Genomic DNA, 18,990 nt, shown 5'->3' on the forward strand with positions numbered 1-18,990 from the left:
GTCATGATTTTACTGCCAAAGGCCATACTGGCTAGCACTGTTCTAGTATTGATTACCATAGTGCTAGCGAGTATTGAGCCCCTGGCTTGGTCGAGTTACCTACTCCACCAAGCCGGTACTTTGCTGTTTATGGCTGTGATGCTCTTTTTGTATCGTCACTGGCATCTTAGTAACAGCGCTTATGTACAAGCCATGATGTTTTTAATCATTCATATTATTGGGGCGCGTTATCTATATTCGTACGTGCCTTATGATGAGTGGACGCAGGGATTAATTGGCGTTAAGGTAAGCGATATATTTGGCTGGCAGCGCAATATGTATGACAGACTTGTACATTTTAGCTATGGGCTGCTATTATTTGCGGCGATGTATGAAAGTTTGGAACATATTTTTAAAATTAAATCAGTAAAAGCACTGATTGCCATCACCCTAATGCTTAACATGTCCACTAGCTTACTTTACGAGTTGTTTGAATGGAGCCTTGCGATGACGATGTCACCCGAAGCGGCCGAAGCCTACAACGGTCAACAAGGCGATATGTGGGACGCCCATAAAGATATGGCTTTGGCACTCTTCGGCGGGCTCATAGCGGCAGGAGGTTTTGTCCTAAATGCTCGACATTCGCAAATAATGGCTAAATAAGCGCGAATTAATCGTCTTTTTTATCATCATCACTATCGCCTGGTATGATGGCTTTGCCGACAGCGACTGTACCTTTAACAACCCCTTTGGTAGTTTTATAAGCGACTTTAGCCGGTACAGTAACAATTTTGTGTACACAAGCTTGTAGGACAAACATGCTTGCGATAATAACGATAAAATGCAGTTTTTTCATAACATTCCTATGAGTTGAAAAGCTTTTATTAAAAGCGTTGATAACATCAGTATGAGCGTTCAGCTAGGCGATAATCATAAACTATAAAACCCCTTCTATAAACCCATCCTCATTATTAATCTTATCCCTATTTTAGATATGGACTAGCTATGACTTTTATTCCCCCTTGTTTACCCGACACTATCACGCCTGAGCAGTTCTTGAGCGAATACTGGCAAAAAAAGCCGTTACTTATTAAGCAAGGTCTGCCGCAACTGATCGATATGTTTGAGCCTGACGATATGCTCGGCCTAGCGTTAGAAGAAGACGCTTCGGCGCGGCTGCTGACCCAAGCGGCAACTAAGCCAGCAGATAAGCCGCAGTGGCAGCTTAAAAAAAGCCCCTTAAGCGAAGCTGATTTTGACAACCTGCCAGCACAGTGGACCGTACTCGTTCAGAATATGGAACAGTGGTCGCCTGAGCTTGGACAGTTATGGCAAGCGTTTGACTTTATACCTCAGTGGCAACGTGATGACATCATGGTCTCTTACGCGCCCAAAGGCGGCTCTGTCGGCAAACACTATGACGATTATGATGTGTTTTTAGCGCAAGGCTACGGGTCTCGCCGTTGGCAGCTGGGAAAATACTGTGATAAGGATACGGAGTTTGTTGCTGATGAACCGATAAGGCTGTTTGATGACATGGGCGATATTATCTTTGATGAGGTGCTACAAGCAGGAGATGTCTTATACGTACCGCCCAAGCTCTCGCATTTCGGCGTGGCCCAAGAGGATTGCCTAACTTTTTCTTTCGGCTGCCGTCGTCCAAACTTAATGCAAATTATTGATAGTCTAGCTGATATCGCCACCAGTGATAGCAATTTATTTATCCCAATGCTACTACCACAAGCGCAGCAACCCTCTGGCGAACTACAAGCGGAGAGTATTAAAGCGATAAAAATCCAGTTATTAAAAATGCTACAATCCGCGCACGGCGATAATATCATTGGTCAAGCGGTAAGCGAGGTCGTCAGCAAGCGCCAATATGATGCGCTCGTTCCAGAAGAGACGTTAGATACTGATGAGCTGATGCAAGCCCTAGCGGATGGCGCGACCCTACAAGCTGATTATAGTAATCGGCTGCTCTATCATAAAAGCGCCGATGGATTAAGCTTATACGCCAACGGTCAACGCCTTGATGGTCTTGATACTATTGCAAAACAAACACTGCAGCGTTTGGCAGATGGTGAGGCTCTGCAAATAGATGATGTCGCAGACATTGAGCCTGATGACTTAATGGAATGGCTAGAAAACGGCTGGGTGTGGGTAAATGTTGCTGATAAGTTTTGAATATGACTACTACTTGTATGACTAAAGGACCTAAGTATTTGCTAAAGTAAATCTATTGAATGAGTTACAGTTCCAGCGGATTAGAGAGATATGTTACACTCAGACACTAAAGTTATGCAGTTATACCGTGTACATGTCTTTAGGCTTCAATCATACTTATTGGGTATACTTATGAATATGAAACAACATCCACTAGGAGTACCTCATGTCAAATCGCGATAAAACTGATGCAACTACCAAGATGGCACCTAATGATATTAATCAAGACGGTCTTTCTGAAAAAGATCAACAGCGTACTGACGATTCAGCTCTCGATATGATGCAAGGTATGCATGAGCATGAAGATCATGAAGACGAGAATGAATAAAGCAGACAAAAGGCAGACAAGTCGTTGATAACACTTATCATTTAGCCTTTTTTAGAGCAATAGTGATATATAGACTTTTATAGCTAACTAGTATAGCTAATAAGTAATCGAAATTAAGGAGCGCTTATCATTAACGATAAGCGCTTTTCAATGGATAGATACTTTGTTGTATGCTCTATAGCAGTGTGATGGACTTTATAAAGCAGGCGGACGTCTCTCAGGTAGCCGGTCCAAAGTTTGGTTATATAAAAATGCCGCTGCTAACACGATAACGACAGGAACGATAAAAGCAGCATAGTCGACTTTAGCAAATAAAAAAGCCCCTACTACGCCGCCGCCACAAAAGCAGTACCAAATAATGGCTTGAAAGCCTAAAGTGGGCTTACTAATAGCGCGTCCTGCTAGCCAATTACCAATAGCAGCACCCATATCTGAAGTCAGTCCTGTTAAATGCGTCGTACGAATCACCGCGCCACTATAAGTCGCTACCATGGCATTTTGTAATCCGCAAGCCATCGCTGCAGTGAGCTGACCTAGATAAGCATGCTGCTGATAGAGCCAGTAGCTCGCTATTAACAGGAGCGCTTCTAAATATAGCGCGCGTCCGTAACGTCGGCCTAATTTTAAAGAGTTTTGTCCGATGATAAAGCCGCTTAATACCGCGCCTATCAAAAAAGCGATTAAAGATGCGCCAATGAACAATACACTAGGACCATCAAAATGAGCGATGGCGGCCGAGAATAAACTTACATTACCCGTCACATGCGATACGGATAAATTGGTAAAACCCATAAGCGCCACACTGTTGACGCTGCCAGCACTGAACGCTAGCACCGCCCCGCCCCAGAGTATCCATTTCGGTAGTTTGGTTATCATAGCTCTCGCCTACGCACTGTTTAAAAACAGCTCATCATACACTAAACATCGCTCATAAAAAAAGGCAGCTAGGCAGCCGCCTTAATATTAGATAACAAGCATTATGATAGCTTTTTAGAAACAACCATTTAAAGCTATCTTTTAGGATTGATAGTACCTTTAGGACTGATAGTAATCTACGTTATTTATCCGTCTCATCCAGCATCATCAGCTGCTCGCTGATCGCAACGGTATTGAAGCCGGCATCAACGAACATAATCTCACCGGTGATACCAGATGCCCAAGGTGATAATAAAAATAGCGCGGCGTTACCGACTTCCATCTGATTAATATTGCGCTGCAAAGGCGCTATTTTTTCGCTGATATCAAGCATCTTACGAAAGGACTTGATACCACTAGCAGCAAGGGTGCGGATAGGGCCTGCTGAGATGGCATTGACCCGGATACCTTCTCCGCCCATAGAGGTTGCTAGATAGCGTACGCTAGCCTCTAAGCTTGCTTTTGCCATGCCCATGACATTGTAGTTAGGTAGTACTGAGATGCTGCCTTCATAGGTTAGTGTCAGCATAGAGCCGTGACGCATCGCTAATAATTCGCGGGCCGCTTTGGCTAAAGCGACAAAGCTATAGCTTGAGATGTCATGAGCGATATGGCTGCCCTCGCGGGTGGTGGCGCTGACAAAATCGCCGTCTAATTGCTCCATAGGGGCAAAGCCGATAGCATGAACCACCCCATCGATACCATCACCCCAATGCGCTGTCACTTGCTCAAAGCAAGCAGCGATAGAAGCATCAGAGGCGACATCACATTCAAGGACTAAGTCTGCTTCAAACTTCTCAGCAGCCATATCGACGCGTTTTTTGATTTTGTCATTAGGGTAAGTCAGAATTAATGAGGCACCTTCACGGTGTAATGCCTCAGCGATAGCCCAAGCAATAGAGAGTTTGCTGGCGATACCAGTAACGACAAAACGTTGGCCTTGAAGTAACATAATAGGTCCTTATAAAGCAGTTATAATTATCTAAATCTTCGGGTTCTTATTATACACGAATCAATTTAAGTAAACAGTCGTAAACTAAAATACTACTAGCGTAATTGACAGCGGTATGAAGTTGCGCTGATTTCAAGTATAATCACAACCCTTCCAAGCTTGCACATTCTTTATAAACCCTCAGCAGTCCAAGATAAACGCTCTTGGGTGCGAAAGGCTTTAGCGTTAAGCGATACCCACATTTTGGATGGCTGTCAAAATTATGAGTAATGACTCAACTCTAGCATCAAACTATCAAGAAACCATCGAATCTTATCGTCAACTGATAGGGTCAACCGGTGAAGACCTAGAACGTCCGGGCTTACAAGATACGCCTATGCGGGCGGCAAAAGCTTTTGCTCATCTGACCCAAGGCTATCATCAAAACCTAAGCGATATCGTCAATGATGCGGTATTTCCATCGAGTAATCGTGAGCTGGTGTTGGTCCAGAATATAGAGTTTTATTCTCTGTGTGAGCACCATATGCTACCCTTTCATGGTCTTGCGCATATTGGCTACTTGCCCAATGGCCAAGTCTTAGGACTATCAAAATTTGCTCGGATTGTGGATGTATTTGCGCGTCGCCTGCAAATTCAAGAGAACTTAAGCGAGCAAGTGGCGCAGGCCATCATGGATGTGACTGGCTGCCGCGGGGTAGCAGTGGTGATGGATGCCTCGCATATGTGTATGATGATGCGCGGTGTTAGTAAGCAGCACTCTACGACTCGTAGTACGGCTATGCTTGGCGAATATGTGCATGATAATCAAGCGCGTAATGAATTTTTAAATGCGCTGCCTACCCGTCGAGCGGCGTTTTAATTTTTGAAACGATTATAAATCATTAAATAGCTGACAAATACAAAGTTAGAGTCAATAAAAAGGACGCTCAAATGCGTCCTTTTATTATTGAAATATAATCTTAAAGCTTAACTTGTTGCTTTTACTTCATCGATCCACTTACCATACCCTTCTGCTTCCATATCCGCTAAAGGAATAAAGCGCATCGCCGCTGAATTCATACAGTAACGTTTGCCCGTTGGCGCAGGACCATCATTAAATACATGACCGACGTGTGAATCTGCATAGCGACTACGGATCTCGGTACGAGTTGAGAAAAACCCTTTGTCTTCTTTTTCAACGATCATCTCAGGATCCAACGGACGTGTAAAGCTCGGCCAGCCGGTACCAGATTTGAATTGATCGCGAGAAGAGTACAAAGGCTCTCCTGATATCACATCAACGTATAGTCCTGGTTCTTTATTGTCCCAATATTCATTGTTAAAGGCGCGCTCAGTCCCCTCTTCTTGCGTGACTTTATATTGGATATCGCTTAAAGACTGCTTCAGCTCTTCTTTACTGGGCTTTACGAATGATGCAGGGTTAAAACCTGGGCTTGCCGCTGTTGTTGAGGTGATTTGCTGTGTATTATTCATAGTAACCTCGGCGTCTTTGGGTTTAAACTGACTAAAGTCTAGCTCATAATCCTTGCCATAGACACTCTCAATAAACTGATAGCGTCCCGAGTTGAAGGTATAAGCCTTATAACGTAGCGGATTCTTTTTATAATAATCTTGATGATACTCTTCGGCAGGATAAAAGGTTGTAGCAGGTACGATCTCTATTACTACTGGTTTTTCGTATACGCCAGAGGCTTGCAGATCTTTTTTAGCTGCTTCTGCTATTTGTCTTTCTTGCTCATTGTTATAGAAAATTGCCGGACGATACTGAGTGCCTCTATCGACAAACTGGCCTTGATCATCAGTAGGGTCAGCAATACGCCACAAGGCTTGTACGATACCATTATAAGTTATTTTGGTAGGGTCATAATAGACCTGAGCGGCCTCAGTATGGCCAGTGCCGCCCGCTGACACATCACTATAAGTTGGGTTGTCAGTCTGGCCACCACTATACCCTGAAACGACTTCTACTACGCCAGGAATCTTCTCATAGCCTGCTTCTACACACCAAAAACAACCACCCGCTAGCGTCGCTACTGCTAAATTGGGATCTGTAGGAGCATAAGGATTATCAGCACTAGGGTTTTTTATGGTAGAGCTACTCTCTGTGGAGGCACAGCCCGCTACTAGAGCGCTACTAGCCAATACCGCCATACTCATAACTTTGATTTGTCGTTGAAAACTCATAAAACACTCCTAACAGTTTTGTTTGGATAATATAGCCTTATTAAACTATAGTAACGCTTAAGCATCACATAAACATTCTATTCTTGTTATATATTTATTATTTATGGTTTCTAAATAGTCAATCATTCTAGTTAACGTCTATTAAACGCTTTGTAAGAGTTGTTTTGAATAAAAAAGAGCCTATTACCTTGCGGTGATAGACTCTAATTATACTAATAATACATTGATTTAAACTAGATCAATTATAGAAGCGATTAAGCAGTTTTTTTATTTTGAGTGTCACTATTATACCGATCTTCACTGATGGTTTGTATTTTTTGTAAGATCTTCTTGATACCCGCTGGTGGCATATAAGTGGGCACTGCATAAGTGTCGCTGACTTCCTTGGCGGCAGCTTTGGCGATGTCATCGTAATCCGTCTTTTTCATGCCTTTAACGGTAGGATCAATGCCGACTGTTTCGATTAGCTGACGGACTTGCTCGATAAAGTAATGGGCCAGCTCCTTATCCGTTTTGGTCGCTTGACCACTCTCAACGATGCCTGTTTTTCTAGCGAGCTTCGCCAATCTTTTCTCTGATCCTTTACGGTTGACCTCTAACACATAAGGCAGAACGATAGCGTTAGCGCGCCCGTGAGGAATACTATAATGCGCGCCTAATTGATGAGCGATGGCATGCACATAGCCCAAACCCGCTTTATTAAAGGCGATACCGCCATAATGCGCGGCTATGCCCATCTCTTCACGAGCCTGCAAGTCCTCACCGTTCTCATAAGCGATTGGCAGATATTGCATCACCGCTTTGGTGGCAGAAGCGGCATAATAGTCCGTCTCAACGCTAGCATTAGCACTCATCCAAGCCTCTAAAGCATGAGTCAAAACGTCAATACCCGTATCAGCAGTGATGTGCTTAGGCATCCCTTTCATAATAACTGGATCGATAGCCGCCGCTAATGGAATCATTCTAGGATCGATTGATAGCGCTTTTTGATGCGTGTCATTGTCCGATACTACTGCGCCAAGCGTCGCCTCTGAACCGGTACCGGCGGTCGTTGGAATACAATACAGCGGCACTCCTTTCTTTCTTGCCTTAAGGATACCGATAAGCTTTTGCGGCTTACAGTTATTGCCTTGTGACATTGCGATCATCTTGGCTGCATCAATGACTGAGCCGCCGCCGATAGCGATTATCGCATCGCACTTAGCACTGACCGTTTGGCTTAGCCCTTCTTCTACTACGGCAAAAGTAGGGTCTGGAGTGATGCCATCATAAACCTGGTAGCTGATATTGTGCTTGTCTAAATAGTCAGTGACTTTTGCTGGAATACCAAGCTTATTGAGTACCGCATCGGTCACGATGAAGACGTTAGTGCCGCCTTCATTAATAACCATGTCGCAAAGCTCAGCACAAGCGTCTTCACCGACAAATAATAAAGGTCTTGGTAACGGAATAAGATGCGAGAATACTTTTAGCGCTTTAGCACGCGTTTTTGCAACGGCTAAGTAGCCGGCATGCTGCAATTTATCGTTGTTCATGAGTTTTGCAAGAGGAGAGTTTGTAGCGGCCATAGAAATATCCTTTTCAATAATGCGGCGATAAGTGAAGCAAACACTAAACGACTGTTTGTGTGAATTGTACCATTGTCATTATAGATATATTGCGATTATTATGAACTCACATGTTTTAGTCAATATTTAGTAGTGACTGCTTATATACTCTGGTAGTTGTCATAAACAAATAACAATCGATACTAAATAGTAAATTAAAAAAGTAAATGATCATCCGCTTATAGTCAGATCAAAATAAAGTTGTTATAACTTTGAACGCGCTACTGTTATAAATTTTACTTGCGTGCTGTTATCACAGAGGCTGCGTAAAATTCATCCTAGCAGCGCTATGACACTTTCAAAGTAATTCGACTATAGAATAATAGCCCTTTCTGGAAGCCAAAATAACTTTTATTGACGGTTAGCATCTTATACTATGAAGCACTGGCCTGTAACAAGCGCTGAGAATAAGGATGCTGCGGATGGTTAAATAACTTCTCTGTCGCCCCTGTTTCTACGCAAACGCCTTGTTTTAGCACCATAGTATGCTGACACAACGCCCGCACTACCTTTAAATCATGGCTGATAAACACGTAGCTGATGTTAAATTTAGCTTGGATCTCGCGTAATAACGTCACCACCGTCACTTGTGTGGTGCTATCGAGCGCGGAGGTCGGCTCATCCAATATCAGCAGCTTCGGCCTCATCACTAGCGCTCTTGCTAACGCAACCCGCTGGCGCTGACCACCAGATAGCTCATGCGGATAACGATGGACAAAATTAGCTGGTAGATGCACTGTTTCAAGACTCTCCAACACGGCTTGCTGACGCGCCGCCTTAGCAACGCCTTGCACTAATAACCCCTCTTCGATAATCTGCATCACAGTCATGCGCGGATTAATACTAGCAAAGGGGTCTTGAAAGACCATTTGAATCTGCGAGCGAAACTGGCGGAGTTGGCTGCTACTCAAAGCAAAAAGATCTTGGTCATCGACCAGCACTTGTCCGCGCACACGCGCTTGATTACTCAGCAGTTTGCTCAGTGCCAATGCAATGGTGGTCTTACCAGATCCCGACTCACCAACAATACCCAAAGCTTGACCAGCTGGTAAGCTCATGTCGACCGCTTTTACCGCTTCAAACCAGCGCTTAGTGCCGCCAAATAAGTTTTTTTCTATCGGAAAATCAACTTGTAGATGATTAACCTGCAATACGGGAGTTTTATTATTAATCGTATCCGCTCCAAGTCTTAGGGCTTGCCCAAAGTCTTGCTGCATTAGCGTGCGGGTATAGTCCGCTTTTGGCTGGGCAAAAATAGCTGCGGTTTTGCCTTGCTCAATTGTTTGACCTTGTTGCATAACGATAATCTCATCGCTGTAGCGCTTGACTAGATTAAGGTCATGACTGATTAAGATCATCGCCATATTATGCTCAGACTTTAGGCTATTTAATAGCGCTAATATCTCGTGTTGCAAAGTCACATCGAGCGCGGTAGTTGGTTCATCGGCGATTAGAATATCAGGCTGCTGTGCCAATGCCATCGCAATCATCACCCGCTGGCGTTGACCGCCTGAGAGCTCGTGCGGATAGCGGTTTAGCTTATCAATAGGATCAGTAATATTGACGTCATTTAACAGCTGGACGGTGTGCTCGCTCCACTTCGACTTTGCTATGCCGTTTAGGCGCAGCGATTCGGCGATTTGCTTGGCGACAGTATGTAGCGGATTGAGCGCAGTCATCGGCTCTTGGAATATCATGCCAATGCGCTGACCACGAATGGATCTGAGCGCTCTATTTTGCGCCTTATCTTTGCTGTGGTTATTAGTAATGGGCAGGTGCGTTACTCCATCGAGTAAGACATGGCCACTGGCGCTTAGGCTATTTGGCAGTAATCCTAACAGTGCTAGGCTGGCGATTGACTTGCCTGAGCCCGACTCACCAACGATAGCGAGCGTCTGACTTTGATGCAACTGATAGGTTAAATTATCGACTAATATGGTCTTGTTATCTGCCGTGATAGTCAGGTCTGTGACGCTTAAAACAGGTAAGTTTGGCTTAGTATTATCAGTCATATCAGCTGCGCCTTGGGTCAAAGGCATCACGTAACGCTTCGCCAATAAAGATAAGCAAGGATAAAATAAAGGTTAAACTAAAAAATCCTGATAGCGCAAGCCACGGTGCATCGAGATTGTTTTTGCCTTGTACCATCAGCTCCCCTAATGACGGTGAGCCGGGCGGCAATCCGTAACCTAAAAAATCAAGCGCAGTCAGTGCAATGATATTCGCGGTTAAGATAAACGGCAGCTGCGAAAGGCTGGAGGCTAAAGCATTAGGCAAGATATGTTTGCGCATGATCTGGCTATCAGAGACCCCTAAATTACGCGCCGCCCGTACATAATCAAAATTACGCGCGCGCAGAAATTCAGCTCGCACTAACCCAACTAGACCCATCCAGCCAAATAGTAGCATCAATGCAAACAGCACATAAATGCTAGGGCTAAAAAGGCTGACCAAAATGATAATCATAAATAGCTGCGGCATCCCGCCCCACACCTCCATAAAGCGCTGACCTGCTAGATCCACCCAGCCGCCATAATACCCTTGGATCGCACCGACGATAATGCCTATTAGTGCGCCAGCAAAAGTCAAAGCCAAGCCAAATAATAACGACACGCGTAGACCGTATAGTATCCTTGTTAAGACATCGCGGCCTTGGTCATCTGTCCCTAGCCAGTTCTGAGAATTAGGCGCAGCAGGATACGGCAGACCCAACTCCACATTGGGCGTCTGATCGGCAAAGGGTATCGGCGGCATAATATAAAAGCCCTTAGCCTCAATCAGCGCTTGCACCGCAGGATCCTTGTAATTGGCCTCGGTCTCAAAGATACCACCAAAAGTGGTCTCAGGATAAGCTTTGAGTACGGGCACATAGTAATCACCGTCATAACTGACCAGCAGCGGCTTGTCATTAGCAATGACATTGACCGCCATGCAGATGACGAATACCAAGCTAAATATAATAAGAGATATCAGCCCTAAGCGATTACTGCGGAAACGTTCAAGCCGTGCCTGCCAAATCGGATTGAGTCGTTTAGCTTTAGCTTGGCTTAAAGCAGGTGGAGCTGAAGAAGTAGAATAATTAGACATTAGCGACCCTCAAAATCAATACGAGGATCAATCAAGTGATAGCTTAAATCACTGATCAGTTGTAATAGCAGACCGAGCAAGGTAAAGATAAACAGCGTACCAAATATCACCGGATAGTCACGCTGCTGAATGGCTTCAAAACCTAGCAAACCCAGTCCATCTAACTTAAAGATAATCTCAATGAGAAAGTTACCCGCAAAGAAAATACCGACGATAGCGGCGGGAATACCAGCGATGATAATCAGCATAGCATTGCGAAAAACGTGACCGTAGAGCACTTGGCGCTCGCCTAAGCCTTTGGCGCGCGCAGTGAGTACATACTGCTTACCCAATTCTTCTAAAAAGCTAAATTTGGTCAAATAGGTCAGGCCTGCAAAGCCGCCTACCGTGCTCGCTAGTAACGGCAAAGCCAAATGCCAAAAGTAATCTTTGATTTTACCTAACAGGCTTAATTGATCGAAATTCTCTGAGGTCAGCCCTTGCAGCGGAAAAATATTCCAGTAGCTTCCACCCGCGAAAAAAACCAGTAATATCACCGCAAACACAAAGACCGGTATCGCGTGCCCAATCGCTAGTAGCATTGCCGTCGCTTTGTCCACTGCTGAGCCGTGATGCATGGCCTTATAGACGCCAAGCGGTATGGCTATCATATAGATCAGTAGCGTACTCCATAGCCCTAAAGAGATAGAAACGGGAAGCTTCTCGATGATTAGATCAGTAACCGTCTGACCCTTGAAGAACGACTCACCAAAGTCTAACTGAGCATAGCTTTTGAGCATGATCCAAAAGCGCTCAGGTGCGGACTTATCAAAACCATATTGCTCGTTGATAGCCGCTACCATCTCCTCCGATAGTCCACGTGTGCCTTGGTAGGTGCTGGTATTGCCACCAGAGCTACCCGCGCCCACGCCACCACTAAGCGCATTGTCTTTTGCGCCTTGTTCAATCAATGCCAGTTGCTGCTCGACAGGGCCGCCAGGAGCGGCTTGTACGATAACGAAGTTGGCTAATAGAATTAGAAATAAGGTCGGTAATATCAGCAGTAGTCTTTTTAAGATATAACGACCCATATTGATGACTTCCTAAGCGGAGTAAAAGTGAGATGAGACAGCGCGCTATATAGTTGATTCACTTTAAAACCGATACAGTGCTACTGGGATGCTTATTTTAAACATTGGTTATGCAGCATCGAGGAGTGCGAAGCGCACAGCAAGCAAAGAAAATTTGTACCAGTAGCCGGACAAAATAAACCTATCGATTTTGTTTCGAATTGACTATAGTGCTAACTTTAAAAGTTATCCTTCAGCTCTCGTAGCGCTGTAAACACTGTTAAGCGCTCTTCATTGTCGATTGCTACTTTAGCTTTAACGCCCGCTATCACGCTTGGCTCATCGACTCGCAAAAAGACGTTCACTTCACGCTCATGAGCTAAAGTGACTGGCAGCGTACAGAGCCCTTGTGCGGTGAGCTCCTCGCTTTTTGCTAGCGCTTGCTGCATGGCCACATTGCCAGGCTCAATAGCGAGGCCAAAGCGCAAGTTATTGACGGTATACTCGTGCGCAGGATACAGCAAAGTGTCCTCAGGCAAACCATTTAGACGTCGAAAGCTTTGGTACAGCTGCTCCATCGTACCAGTAAAGACGCGGCCACAGCCAGCACTAAAGAGCGTATCACCGCAGAAGCAGTGCTTTTGGCCCTCGATATCTAAGACGTAAGCCATGTGGCTAGCGGTATGGCCTGGAATATCCCAAACTTGCGCTGAGCAGCCCCAAGCGCTAACTGTACTCCCATCCTTGATGGTTTGATCCTGCTCAACGCCATGCTCGCTATGCGCGACGATATGAGTCATCGGAAAGTGCTCTTGTAGCTCCATCACCCCGCCGACATGATCAAAATGATGATGTGTTGTCCAAATAGAGGTCATCTCTAGGCCATGCTCTTCCATATAATCGGCGACAGGCTGCGCTTGGCCTGGATCAATGACGATGGCTTGCTTATTATTCTTATTAATTAGTGTCCAAATATAATTATCGTTAAATGCTTTTATTGGAATAATTTGAATACTCATATCGAACCCTTATTGATTAAAACTGATTTTACTAATTTGTCTTAGACTTGTGTTTATATCACTGTCATTAACAGTTTAATTCAAGTTGAACGCTTAGCTTTTTCACTTTGCCTTAAAACTAAGTGCTGTAAATTAACGTTTCAAATAGCCATTAACTTTAGCTTCTGCCGCTTTATCCACCCACCAGTAATCGATGCCTACCGCATTGGTTGGCAAGGTAGTATGGCGGTATTGATTCCAGTACGCCACATTGGTGCTAGACTTGCCATATAGCGGGACTAAGTAATGACCCGCTCGTAACAGACGATCTAATACTTTAGTATAAAGCACAATCTCCTCACGGCTCTCGGCATCTCCAAGCGCCTCAACAACTTTATCTATCGCTGGATTTTTGATGCCGATCGTATTGCGATTACCAACTTCATCAGCGGCCGCGCTGCCCCAAAATGCTGCTTGTTCAGCGCCTGGTGACAAACTTTGCGCGAACACATCAGTGGTCATATCATAATCATAACTGCGCGTGCGTTCGAAGTATTGTGGACCGTCTACTTGTCGCAGCTTGGCGGTAAACCCTAGGCGCTCAACATTACGAATATAAGGCAGCAGCACCCTGCCAAGCGTATCGCCTGTCATCAAAATCTCAATCTGTGCCAGCTGACCATTCGGCTGATACAACTTCATGTCCTGATAATAAAATCCGGCATCGAGTAGCAGTTGCCGTGCTTTGAGTAAGCTGTCTCGATTAAAGCCGTTACCATCGCTCTTAGGCAGTTGCCAATCACTCAGCACACCTTGGCGTTGAATAGGATCAAGCTCGTTCAATAATGGCGTCAATACTTGCATTTCTGTAGTCGATGGCTTACCAGTAGCCGCCAATTCTGAGCCATGAAAGAAGCTTTGCAAGCGCTCATACTGGCCATGAAATAAAGTCTTATTCATCCATTCAAAATCATACGCTAAGCTGAGCGCCTGACGCACGCGAATGTCTTGAAACAAAGGCCGACGCATATTCATCACTAGCCCCTGCATCGGCACCGGATTTCGACTGTCTATCGACTCTTTCACAACCATCCCCGCTTTTGCGGCAGGAAAATTATAGCCGGTTGCCCAATTTGAAGCTTTATTTTCGGGACGAAAGCGATACTGTCCAGACTTAAAACCCTCAAAGGCAATCTCATCGCTTTGATAGTAGACAAACTTAATAATGTCAAAGTTATAGCGACCACGATTGACTGCTAGATCACGGGCCCAATAGTTAGGATCGCGCACATAACTGACCGAACGTCCTGCTTCGACACGGCCTAACTTATAAGGGCCACTACCCATCAATGGCGTTAAACTTATCTTTTCAAAATCCGCATCGATTGAGGATTTTGAAAAGATAGGAAACTGGCCCACAGTTAGTAGAATCTCTTTATTATCGTCGGAGTTGAATACAAACTTAATCTGCTGCTGATCTATAATCTGTAATTCTTTGATATCGCCTAGATAGCTGCGAATATACATCGGTCCTTTAGTGAGTATCGCCTCGTAAGTGGCTTTCACATCGCTACTAGTCACTGGCGTGCCGTCCCAAAACTTGGCTTTAGGATTAAGATGATAAATAATCCAGCTGGCATCCTCAGTATCGTAAGTCACGCCTGTTGCAAGCTGCGGATACATCGTAAAAGCTTCATTGAGCGAGCCAGTCATCAAAGTATCGTACAGATAATCGGTGCCAACCATCGCCACGCCGGTTGTCATCCACTTATTAGCCGCGTTAAAGGTGCCGCGAGCATCCAATGACAGCGTACCACCTTTTGGCGCATCAGGATTAGCATACGGCATAAACGGCGCGTCAATGTATTCAGCGCTACTATTATGTCCAAGCGCTTTAGTGCTAATGATTTTGGCATGACTAATCGATGCGCAGCAAAGCAGGAGGCTCAAAGTAGCGGCCTTATATGACTTGTATAATATAGCTTGTATAGGAGCGTTGTTGATCATAGCTTGTCTATCATTATGGGCGCTATCGGCGCTTTTTATCAAAGCAGACTTTTGACAGTAGCCTAATTCTAGCGGTGTTGCAAAATTTTATCATACCAAACTTCGCTTTTTTCACCTAATCAAAAGCGTAGACGAGTTTTGCTATTTTTTAGATATCGCCTTTAAAAAATGATTTCAGTAATTTCTCTTCTTGTTTAGCAAAAAACGCCACTTATTAAGTGACGTCTTTTGGATTTTGTCTATAATAATCACTACATCTCTTAAGCATACTTCTTTTCAAAGTCCTGCATAAAGTTCACTAGCTTTTGTACCCACTCAAGCGACACCGCATTATAGATACTAGCGCGCATACCGCCGACATCGCGATGACCTTTTAGATGTAGCAAGCCCGCTTTTTCTGACTCTTCTAAGAATACTTTATCTAAGCTGTCATCTGCTAAGGTAAAAGGCACATTCATAATCGAGCGGTATTTTTTGGCAACAGGGTTATTATAAAACTCACTATCGTCAATAGTCTTATATAATAAATCCGCTTTTTGCTGATTGATTTTGCCGATAGCCTCCACGCCGCCCTGCTCTTCTAACCAATCAAATACTAAGCCCGCTAAATACCAAGAATACGTCGCTGGCGTATTAGACATCGATTCTTTTTCGGCTTGATGAGTATAGTTCATCAGCAGTGGACACCAGTCGCTAGCTTGATTTAGTAAATCATCACGGATGATGACAATAACGAGGCCTGCTGGACCGATATTCTTTTGTGCCCCCGCATAGATCATGCCGTAATTAGAGACGTCAATCGGCTGCGATAAGATGTTTGATGACATATCGACGATAAGCGGCGCATCTACCTTTGGCGGCTCAAATATTTGTAGGCCATGAATGGTCTCATTGGCGCAGTAATGAAAATACGTCGCGTCATCACTCAAAGTCCACTCATCAGATGCGGGTACGTCCGTGAAATTGCCTTGTTTACCACTAGCGACCACGTTTATCTCGCCTAAGCCTAGTTTAGCGTAGCGCTTGGCCTCTTTAATGGCTTTGTCCGACCAAGTACCTGTAGATAAATAGTCAGCGCGGCCATTGTTTAATAAGTTCAATGGAATAGCAGAAAATTGCAGACTGGCGCCGCCCTGCAAAAACAGCACTTTATAATTATCAGGAATGTCCATCAGCGAGCGCAATTTACTTTCCGCTTTTTCGGTAATCGCGATATATTCTTTACTGCGGTGGCTGACCTCCATCACTGAGACCCCGCGACCTTGCCAATCTAGCATTTCGCTTTGCGCGCGCTGAAGCACTTCAGTGGGAATAGTCGCCGGTCCAGCAGAAAAATTGGGTACCCGGTGCGGAGCAGTATTATCAGACATAATCATAATCCTAAATAATAAGGAGTGAAGTAAGGTTTTAGAGCTATTGTTCAGACGAACGTATGAAGGTGTAAAAGACTATCGTACTGACGGAAAAAAGAGTATACGTATAATAACCGCTGTTTACTGCTAAGTAGAGCTGCTAATTAGAGATGTGCTGCCATAGCTGGCGTTTTAGCGTCGCCTCTGCGAGCATAGCCTGCAAAGTCGGCACCTCTGTCAAAGCCGGATGAGTAAGACCTTCAGGTAAAGCGGTCAATGCTGCTACTTGAATATCTTCGCTCTGTGCAATCTTAAAAATATAACCGGCGAGACTAGCGTTAGCAAGCTCAGCGGTATCCATGCCTGCGCATATAGGAAAGGAGCTGGTCTCACAGTCTAATGATAGCGCTTGCATGATGTTTTGCCAAAGCTTTTGACTGTCGTTATCGAGCGCCTGAATATCCACTATTAGCACCCAATTGCCATAACGAGCGCCTTGTAAATCAAACGGCGCTACTTTATCTAAGCTTATAGTCTCAGCGTTATGGTTTGCTTCCTCAATACGCTCTGATTCGCTAAAGCTATTAAGATCGTTAAAGTTGTAAGACTTGTTGATAGCCTTTAAACTATCATCATTATTAGCAACATCAACATCAAAACTGTCATTATCGAAGCTATTGATTTTTGCGTGATCAGTAGTTGATGCCTCATCGTCTGGAGCGACTGGCGCAGTAGTAGAGCGTTTATCTACTGAATCATCAATTCGTACGTCTGGTTCAACTTGCTCATCCAATACTGGCTGCTGCTCAGTTAATGAATGGGTCGCTTCTACTTCGCCCGCGCTATCAGCAATATCGCTTATTTTTAGCGTTGGTGAGTCTGGTCGCACCCATTGTCCGATACCCATCATCGCCAAAATCTGTCGCTGCTGAGCTTGTTGCTGGCGAGCATAAAGCTCAGAGCGTTGGCGCTGCTCAGTAGATAAAAGAGGCTGTCGGGTGTCACTCATTTAGATGATTTATCCTACTCATTTAGACTCAATATCGTAGCGTTTAAGCTGGCAGTATGCAAGCAACTCAACTTATCTATTATATTAATTGATGATTATATCTACATAAAATTTTGACCAAAAAAAACCCTCTAGAAGGGCAAATAAATAATAGCCAAATTTTGGACAAAAAAAAGCGACTCCATCAGCACATCCTCGGCACACAATGAATCTAATACCGTTGCTACCTTCCGGTCCTGGCGGGGTTCATAGAACACTGTTGCGAGGCTACCAATGGAGCCACCAGTTGCAAATTATACTTACTTTTTTCTATTTTACAAGCCCTAACGCTATAAACTATATCTTTTCACACTATAGTTAGACGCTGTGGTTAGCTTTAAGCCTGCTAGAAAGCAGTAAGGTTGTGACAAAACACTTATATTATTTATTATCAGATTTGTTATGTTAATAATCTCTAAAAAAACTATTAAATTATGTGCTTTTAAAAACTATTCATTTAAGGAGTTACGATGAAAAACTTACTAACGACTAAACTGGCTTTAATGACTGGCAGCGCTTTTTTATTGAGCGCAGCAATGAGCACCGCCCACGCCGAGCCCTCCGGTTACGATCAAGTCACTTTTCAGACGGAAGTCAAAGAAGAGATCGCTAATGATGAAGTACGCGCCAGCCTCTATAAAAAAGCACAAGCGACTGATGCTAAGACTTTGGCAACGACTCTCAATACTTCAATCAATAGGGCCTTAGCGATTGCTAAGCGCTACCCTAGCGTCACCGTCAGCACCGGTCAACAAAGCACTTATCCGCGTTATGATAAAAACGACAAGATCATCGGCTGGACCGGACAAGCCAATCTTGACCTAAAAAGCACCGACTTCACCGCGACCAGTCAGCTTATTGCAGATCTGCAAGAAACTTTAGTGATGAACAACCTAAACTTTGGTATATCAGAAAGCAAAAAAGACGCTTTGGAACAAAAACTAATGACTGAAGCGTCTCGAGCTTTTCAGCAACAAGCCAAAAACTTAACTCGTGCTTGGGATGCGCGCGGTTACCGCGTGGTAAGCGTCAACCTCAATGCTGGAAATACTAACTACCCACGCCCTATGTATAGCAGCATGCGTGCCGCTGATGCTGAGGCTTCAGTACCGAGTCAAAACTTTGAATCGGGCAATAGCACCGTTTCTGTTACCGCCAACGGTACTATCGAGCTGACTAAGTAGCTAGTCGATTAGTGATAATACTAATCGATAAATGATGCTACGTGGGTGATCCTAATTGGATGATACTGAGTCGATAG

General features: G+C 44.4%; 17 protein-coding genes and 1 other RNA gene. 5 read left to right on the forward strand and 13 right to left on the reverse strand.

Going from position 1 to position 18,990, the window contains the following annotated elements; genetic code table 11:
• Window positions 1-3 precede the first annotated feature (3 nt).
• On the forward strand, window positions 4-642 hold the full coding sequence (locus tag ACS8E3_RS08895; protein ID WP_439243352.1) for a DUF2238 domain-containing protein: 639 nt from the start codon (window positions 4-6) through the stop codon (window positions 640-642).
• Between the two features lie 7 nt (window positions 643-649).
• Here the strand turns inward: ACS8E3_RS08895 and ACS8E3_RS08900 are convergent, their stop codons facing one another.
• Window positions 650-835 carry an NF038104 family lipoprotein gene (locus tag ACS8E3_RS08900; protein WP_439243354.1) on the reverse strand — a complete coding sequence of 62 codons (186 nt, stop codon included), beginning with the start codon at window positions 833-835 and terminating at the stop codon, window positions 650-652.
• A 149-nt stretch (window positions 836-984) separates the two neighbouring features.
• On the opposite strand from ACS8E3_RS08900, the gene ACS8E3_RS08905 reads away from it, so the two are divergent.
• The gene (locus tag ACS8E3_RS08905) at window positions 985-2,163 is read left to right on the forward strand and encodes a JmjC domain-containing protein (RefSeq protein ID WP_439243356.1); all 1,179 of its coding nucleotides are present in this window, start codon (window positions 985-987) and stop codon (window positions 2,161-2,163) included.
• 205 nt (window positions 2,164-2,368) lie between these two features.
• Entirely contained in the window at window positions 2,369-2,530 is a 162-nt protein-coding gene (locus ACS8E3_RS08910) for a hypothetical protein (RefSeq protein ID WP_198013373.1), read from the forward strand.
• A 195-nt stretch (window positions 2,531-2,725) separates the two neighbouring features.
• Here ACS8E3_RS08910 and ACS8E3_RS08915 read toward each other — a convergent pair whose 3' ends face one another.
• Window positions 2,726-3,406 carry a YoaK family protein gene (locus ACS8E3_RS08915; protein ID WP_439243358.1) on the reverse strand — a complete coding sequence of 227 codons (681 nt, stop codon included), beginning with the start codon at window positions 3,404-3,406 and terminating at the stop codon, window positions 2,726-2,728.
• Window positions 3,407-3,587: 181 nt separating this feature from the next.
• Window positions 3,588-4,397 carry an enoyl-ACP reductase FabI gene (locus ACS8E3_RS08920; protein WP_439243360.1) on the reverse strand — a complete coding sequence of 270 codons (810 nt, stop codon included), beginning with the start codon at window positions 4,395-4,397 and terminating at the stop codon, window positions 3,588-3,590.
• Window positions 4,398-4,659: 262 nt separating this feature from the next.
• On the opposite strand from ACS8E3_RS08920, the gene folE reads away from it, so the two are divergent.
• On the forward strand, window positions 4,660-5,256 hold the full coding sequence (gene folE / locus ACS8E3_RS08925) for a GTP cyclohydrolase I FolE (RefSeq protein WP_439243362.1): 597 nt from the start codon (window positions 4,660-4,662) through the stop codon (window positions 5,254-5,256).
• 107 nt (window positions 5,257-5,363) lie between these two features.
• Here the strand turns inward: folE and msrB are convergent, their stop codons facing one another.
• The 10 genes from msrB to ffs form a co-directional block, all read right to left on the reverse strand.
• A complete protein-coding gene (gene msrB / locus ACS8E3_RS08930; RefSeq protein ID WP_439243364.1) occupies window positions 5,364-6,581 on the reverse strand; it encodes a peptide-methionine (R)-S-oxide reductase MsrB in 1,218 nt (405 codons plus the stop codon).
• 254 nt (window positions 6,582-6,835) lie between these two features.
• Window positions 6,836-8,149, reverse strand: coding sequence for an iron-containing alcohol dehydrogenase (locus ACS8E3_RS08935; protein WP_439243366.1), 1,314 nt, complete (start codon window positions 8,147-8,149; stop codon window positions 6,836-6,838).
• Window positions 8,150-8,562: 413 nt separating this feature from the next.
• Window positions 8,563-10,200: an ABC transporter ATP-binding protein gene (locus ACS8E3_RS08940; protein ID WP_439243368.1), complete on the reverse strand. Its 1,638-nt coding sequence runs from the start codon at window positions 10,198-10,200 to the stop codon at window positions 8,563-8,565.
• Window position 10,201: 1 nt separating this feature from the next.
• Complete coding sequence (locus tag ACS8E3_RS08945) at window positions 10,202-11,275, reverse strand: ABC transporter permease (RefSeq protein ID WP_439243370.1); 1,074 nt, start codon at window positions 11,273-11,275, stop codon at window positions 10,202-10,204.
• Entirely contained in the window at window positions 11,275-12,345 is a 1,071-nt protein-coding gene (gene yejB, locus ACS8E3_RS08950; RefSeq protein ID WP_439243372.1) for a microcin C ABC transporter permease YejB, read from the reverse strand. The genes ACS8E3_RS08945 and yejB overlap by 1 nt, the downstream gene beginning before the upstream one ends.
• Window positions 12,346-12,563: 218 nt before the next feature.
• On the reverse strand, window positions 12,564-13,343 hold the full coding sequence (gloB, locus tag ACS8E3_RS08955; protein WP_439243374.1) for a hydroxyacylglutathione hydrolase: 780 nt from the start codon (window positions 13,341-13,343) through the stop codon (window positions 12,564-12,566).
• Between the two features lie 132 nt (window positions 13,344-13,475).
• Window positions 13,476-15,329 carry an extracellular solute-binding protein gene (locus ACS8E3_RS08960; RefSeq protein ID WP_439243376.1) on the reverse strand — a complete coding sequence of 618 codons (1,854 nt, stop codon included), beginning with the start codon at window positions 15,327-15,329 and terminating at the stop codon, window positions 13,476-13,478.
• Between the two features lie 260 nt (window positions 15,330-15,589).
• The gene (gene serC / locus ACS8E3_RS08965) at window positions 15,590-16,699 is read right to left on the reverse strand and encodes a 3-phosphoserine/phosphohydroxythreonine transaminase (protein WP_439243378.1); all 1,110 of its coding nucleotides are present in this window, start codon (window positions 16,697-16,699) and stop codon (window positions 15,590-15,592) included.
• Window positions 16,700-16,841: 142 nt separating this feature from the next.
• Window positions 16,842-17,690: a hypothetical protein gene (locus tag ACS8E3_RS08970; RefSeq protein WP_439243380.1), complete on the reverse strand. Its 849-nt coding sequence runs from the start codon at window positions 17,688-17,690 to the stop codon at window positions 16,842-16,844.
• A 179-nt stretch (window positions 17,691-17,869) separates the two neighbouring features.
• Window positions 17,870-17,966, reverse strand: an RNA gene (ffs, locus tag ACS8E3_RS08975) — signal recognition particle sRNA small type.
• A 233-nt stretch (window positions 17,967-18,199) separates the two neighbouring features.
• Between ffs and ACS8E3_RS08980 the strand changes: the two genes are divergently transcribed.
• Window positions 18,200-18,913: an SIMPL domain-containing protein gene (locus ACS8E3_RS08980; protein WP_439243382.1), complete on the forward strand. Its 714-nt coding sequence runs from the start codon at window positions 18,200-18,202 to the stop codon at window positions 18,911-18,913.
• The last annotated feature ends 77 nt before the right edge of the window (window positions 18,914-18,990 follow it).

It is taken from the genome of Psychrobacter sp. 2Y5 (genome assembly GCF_051847375.1).
GTDB lineage: Bacteria > Pseudomonadota > Gammaproteobacteria > Pseudomonadales > Moraxellaceae > Psychrobacter.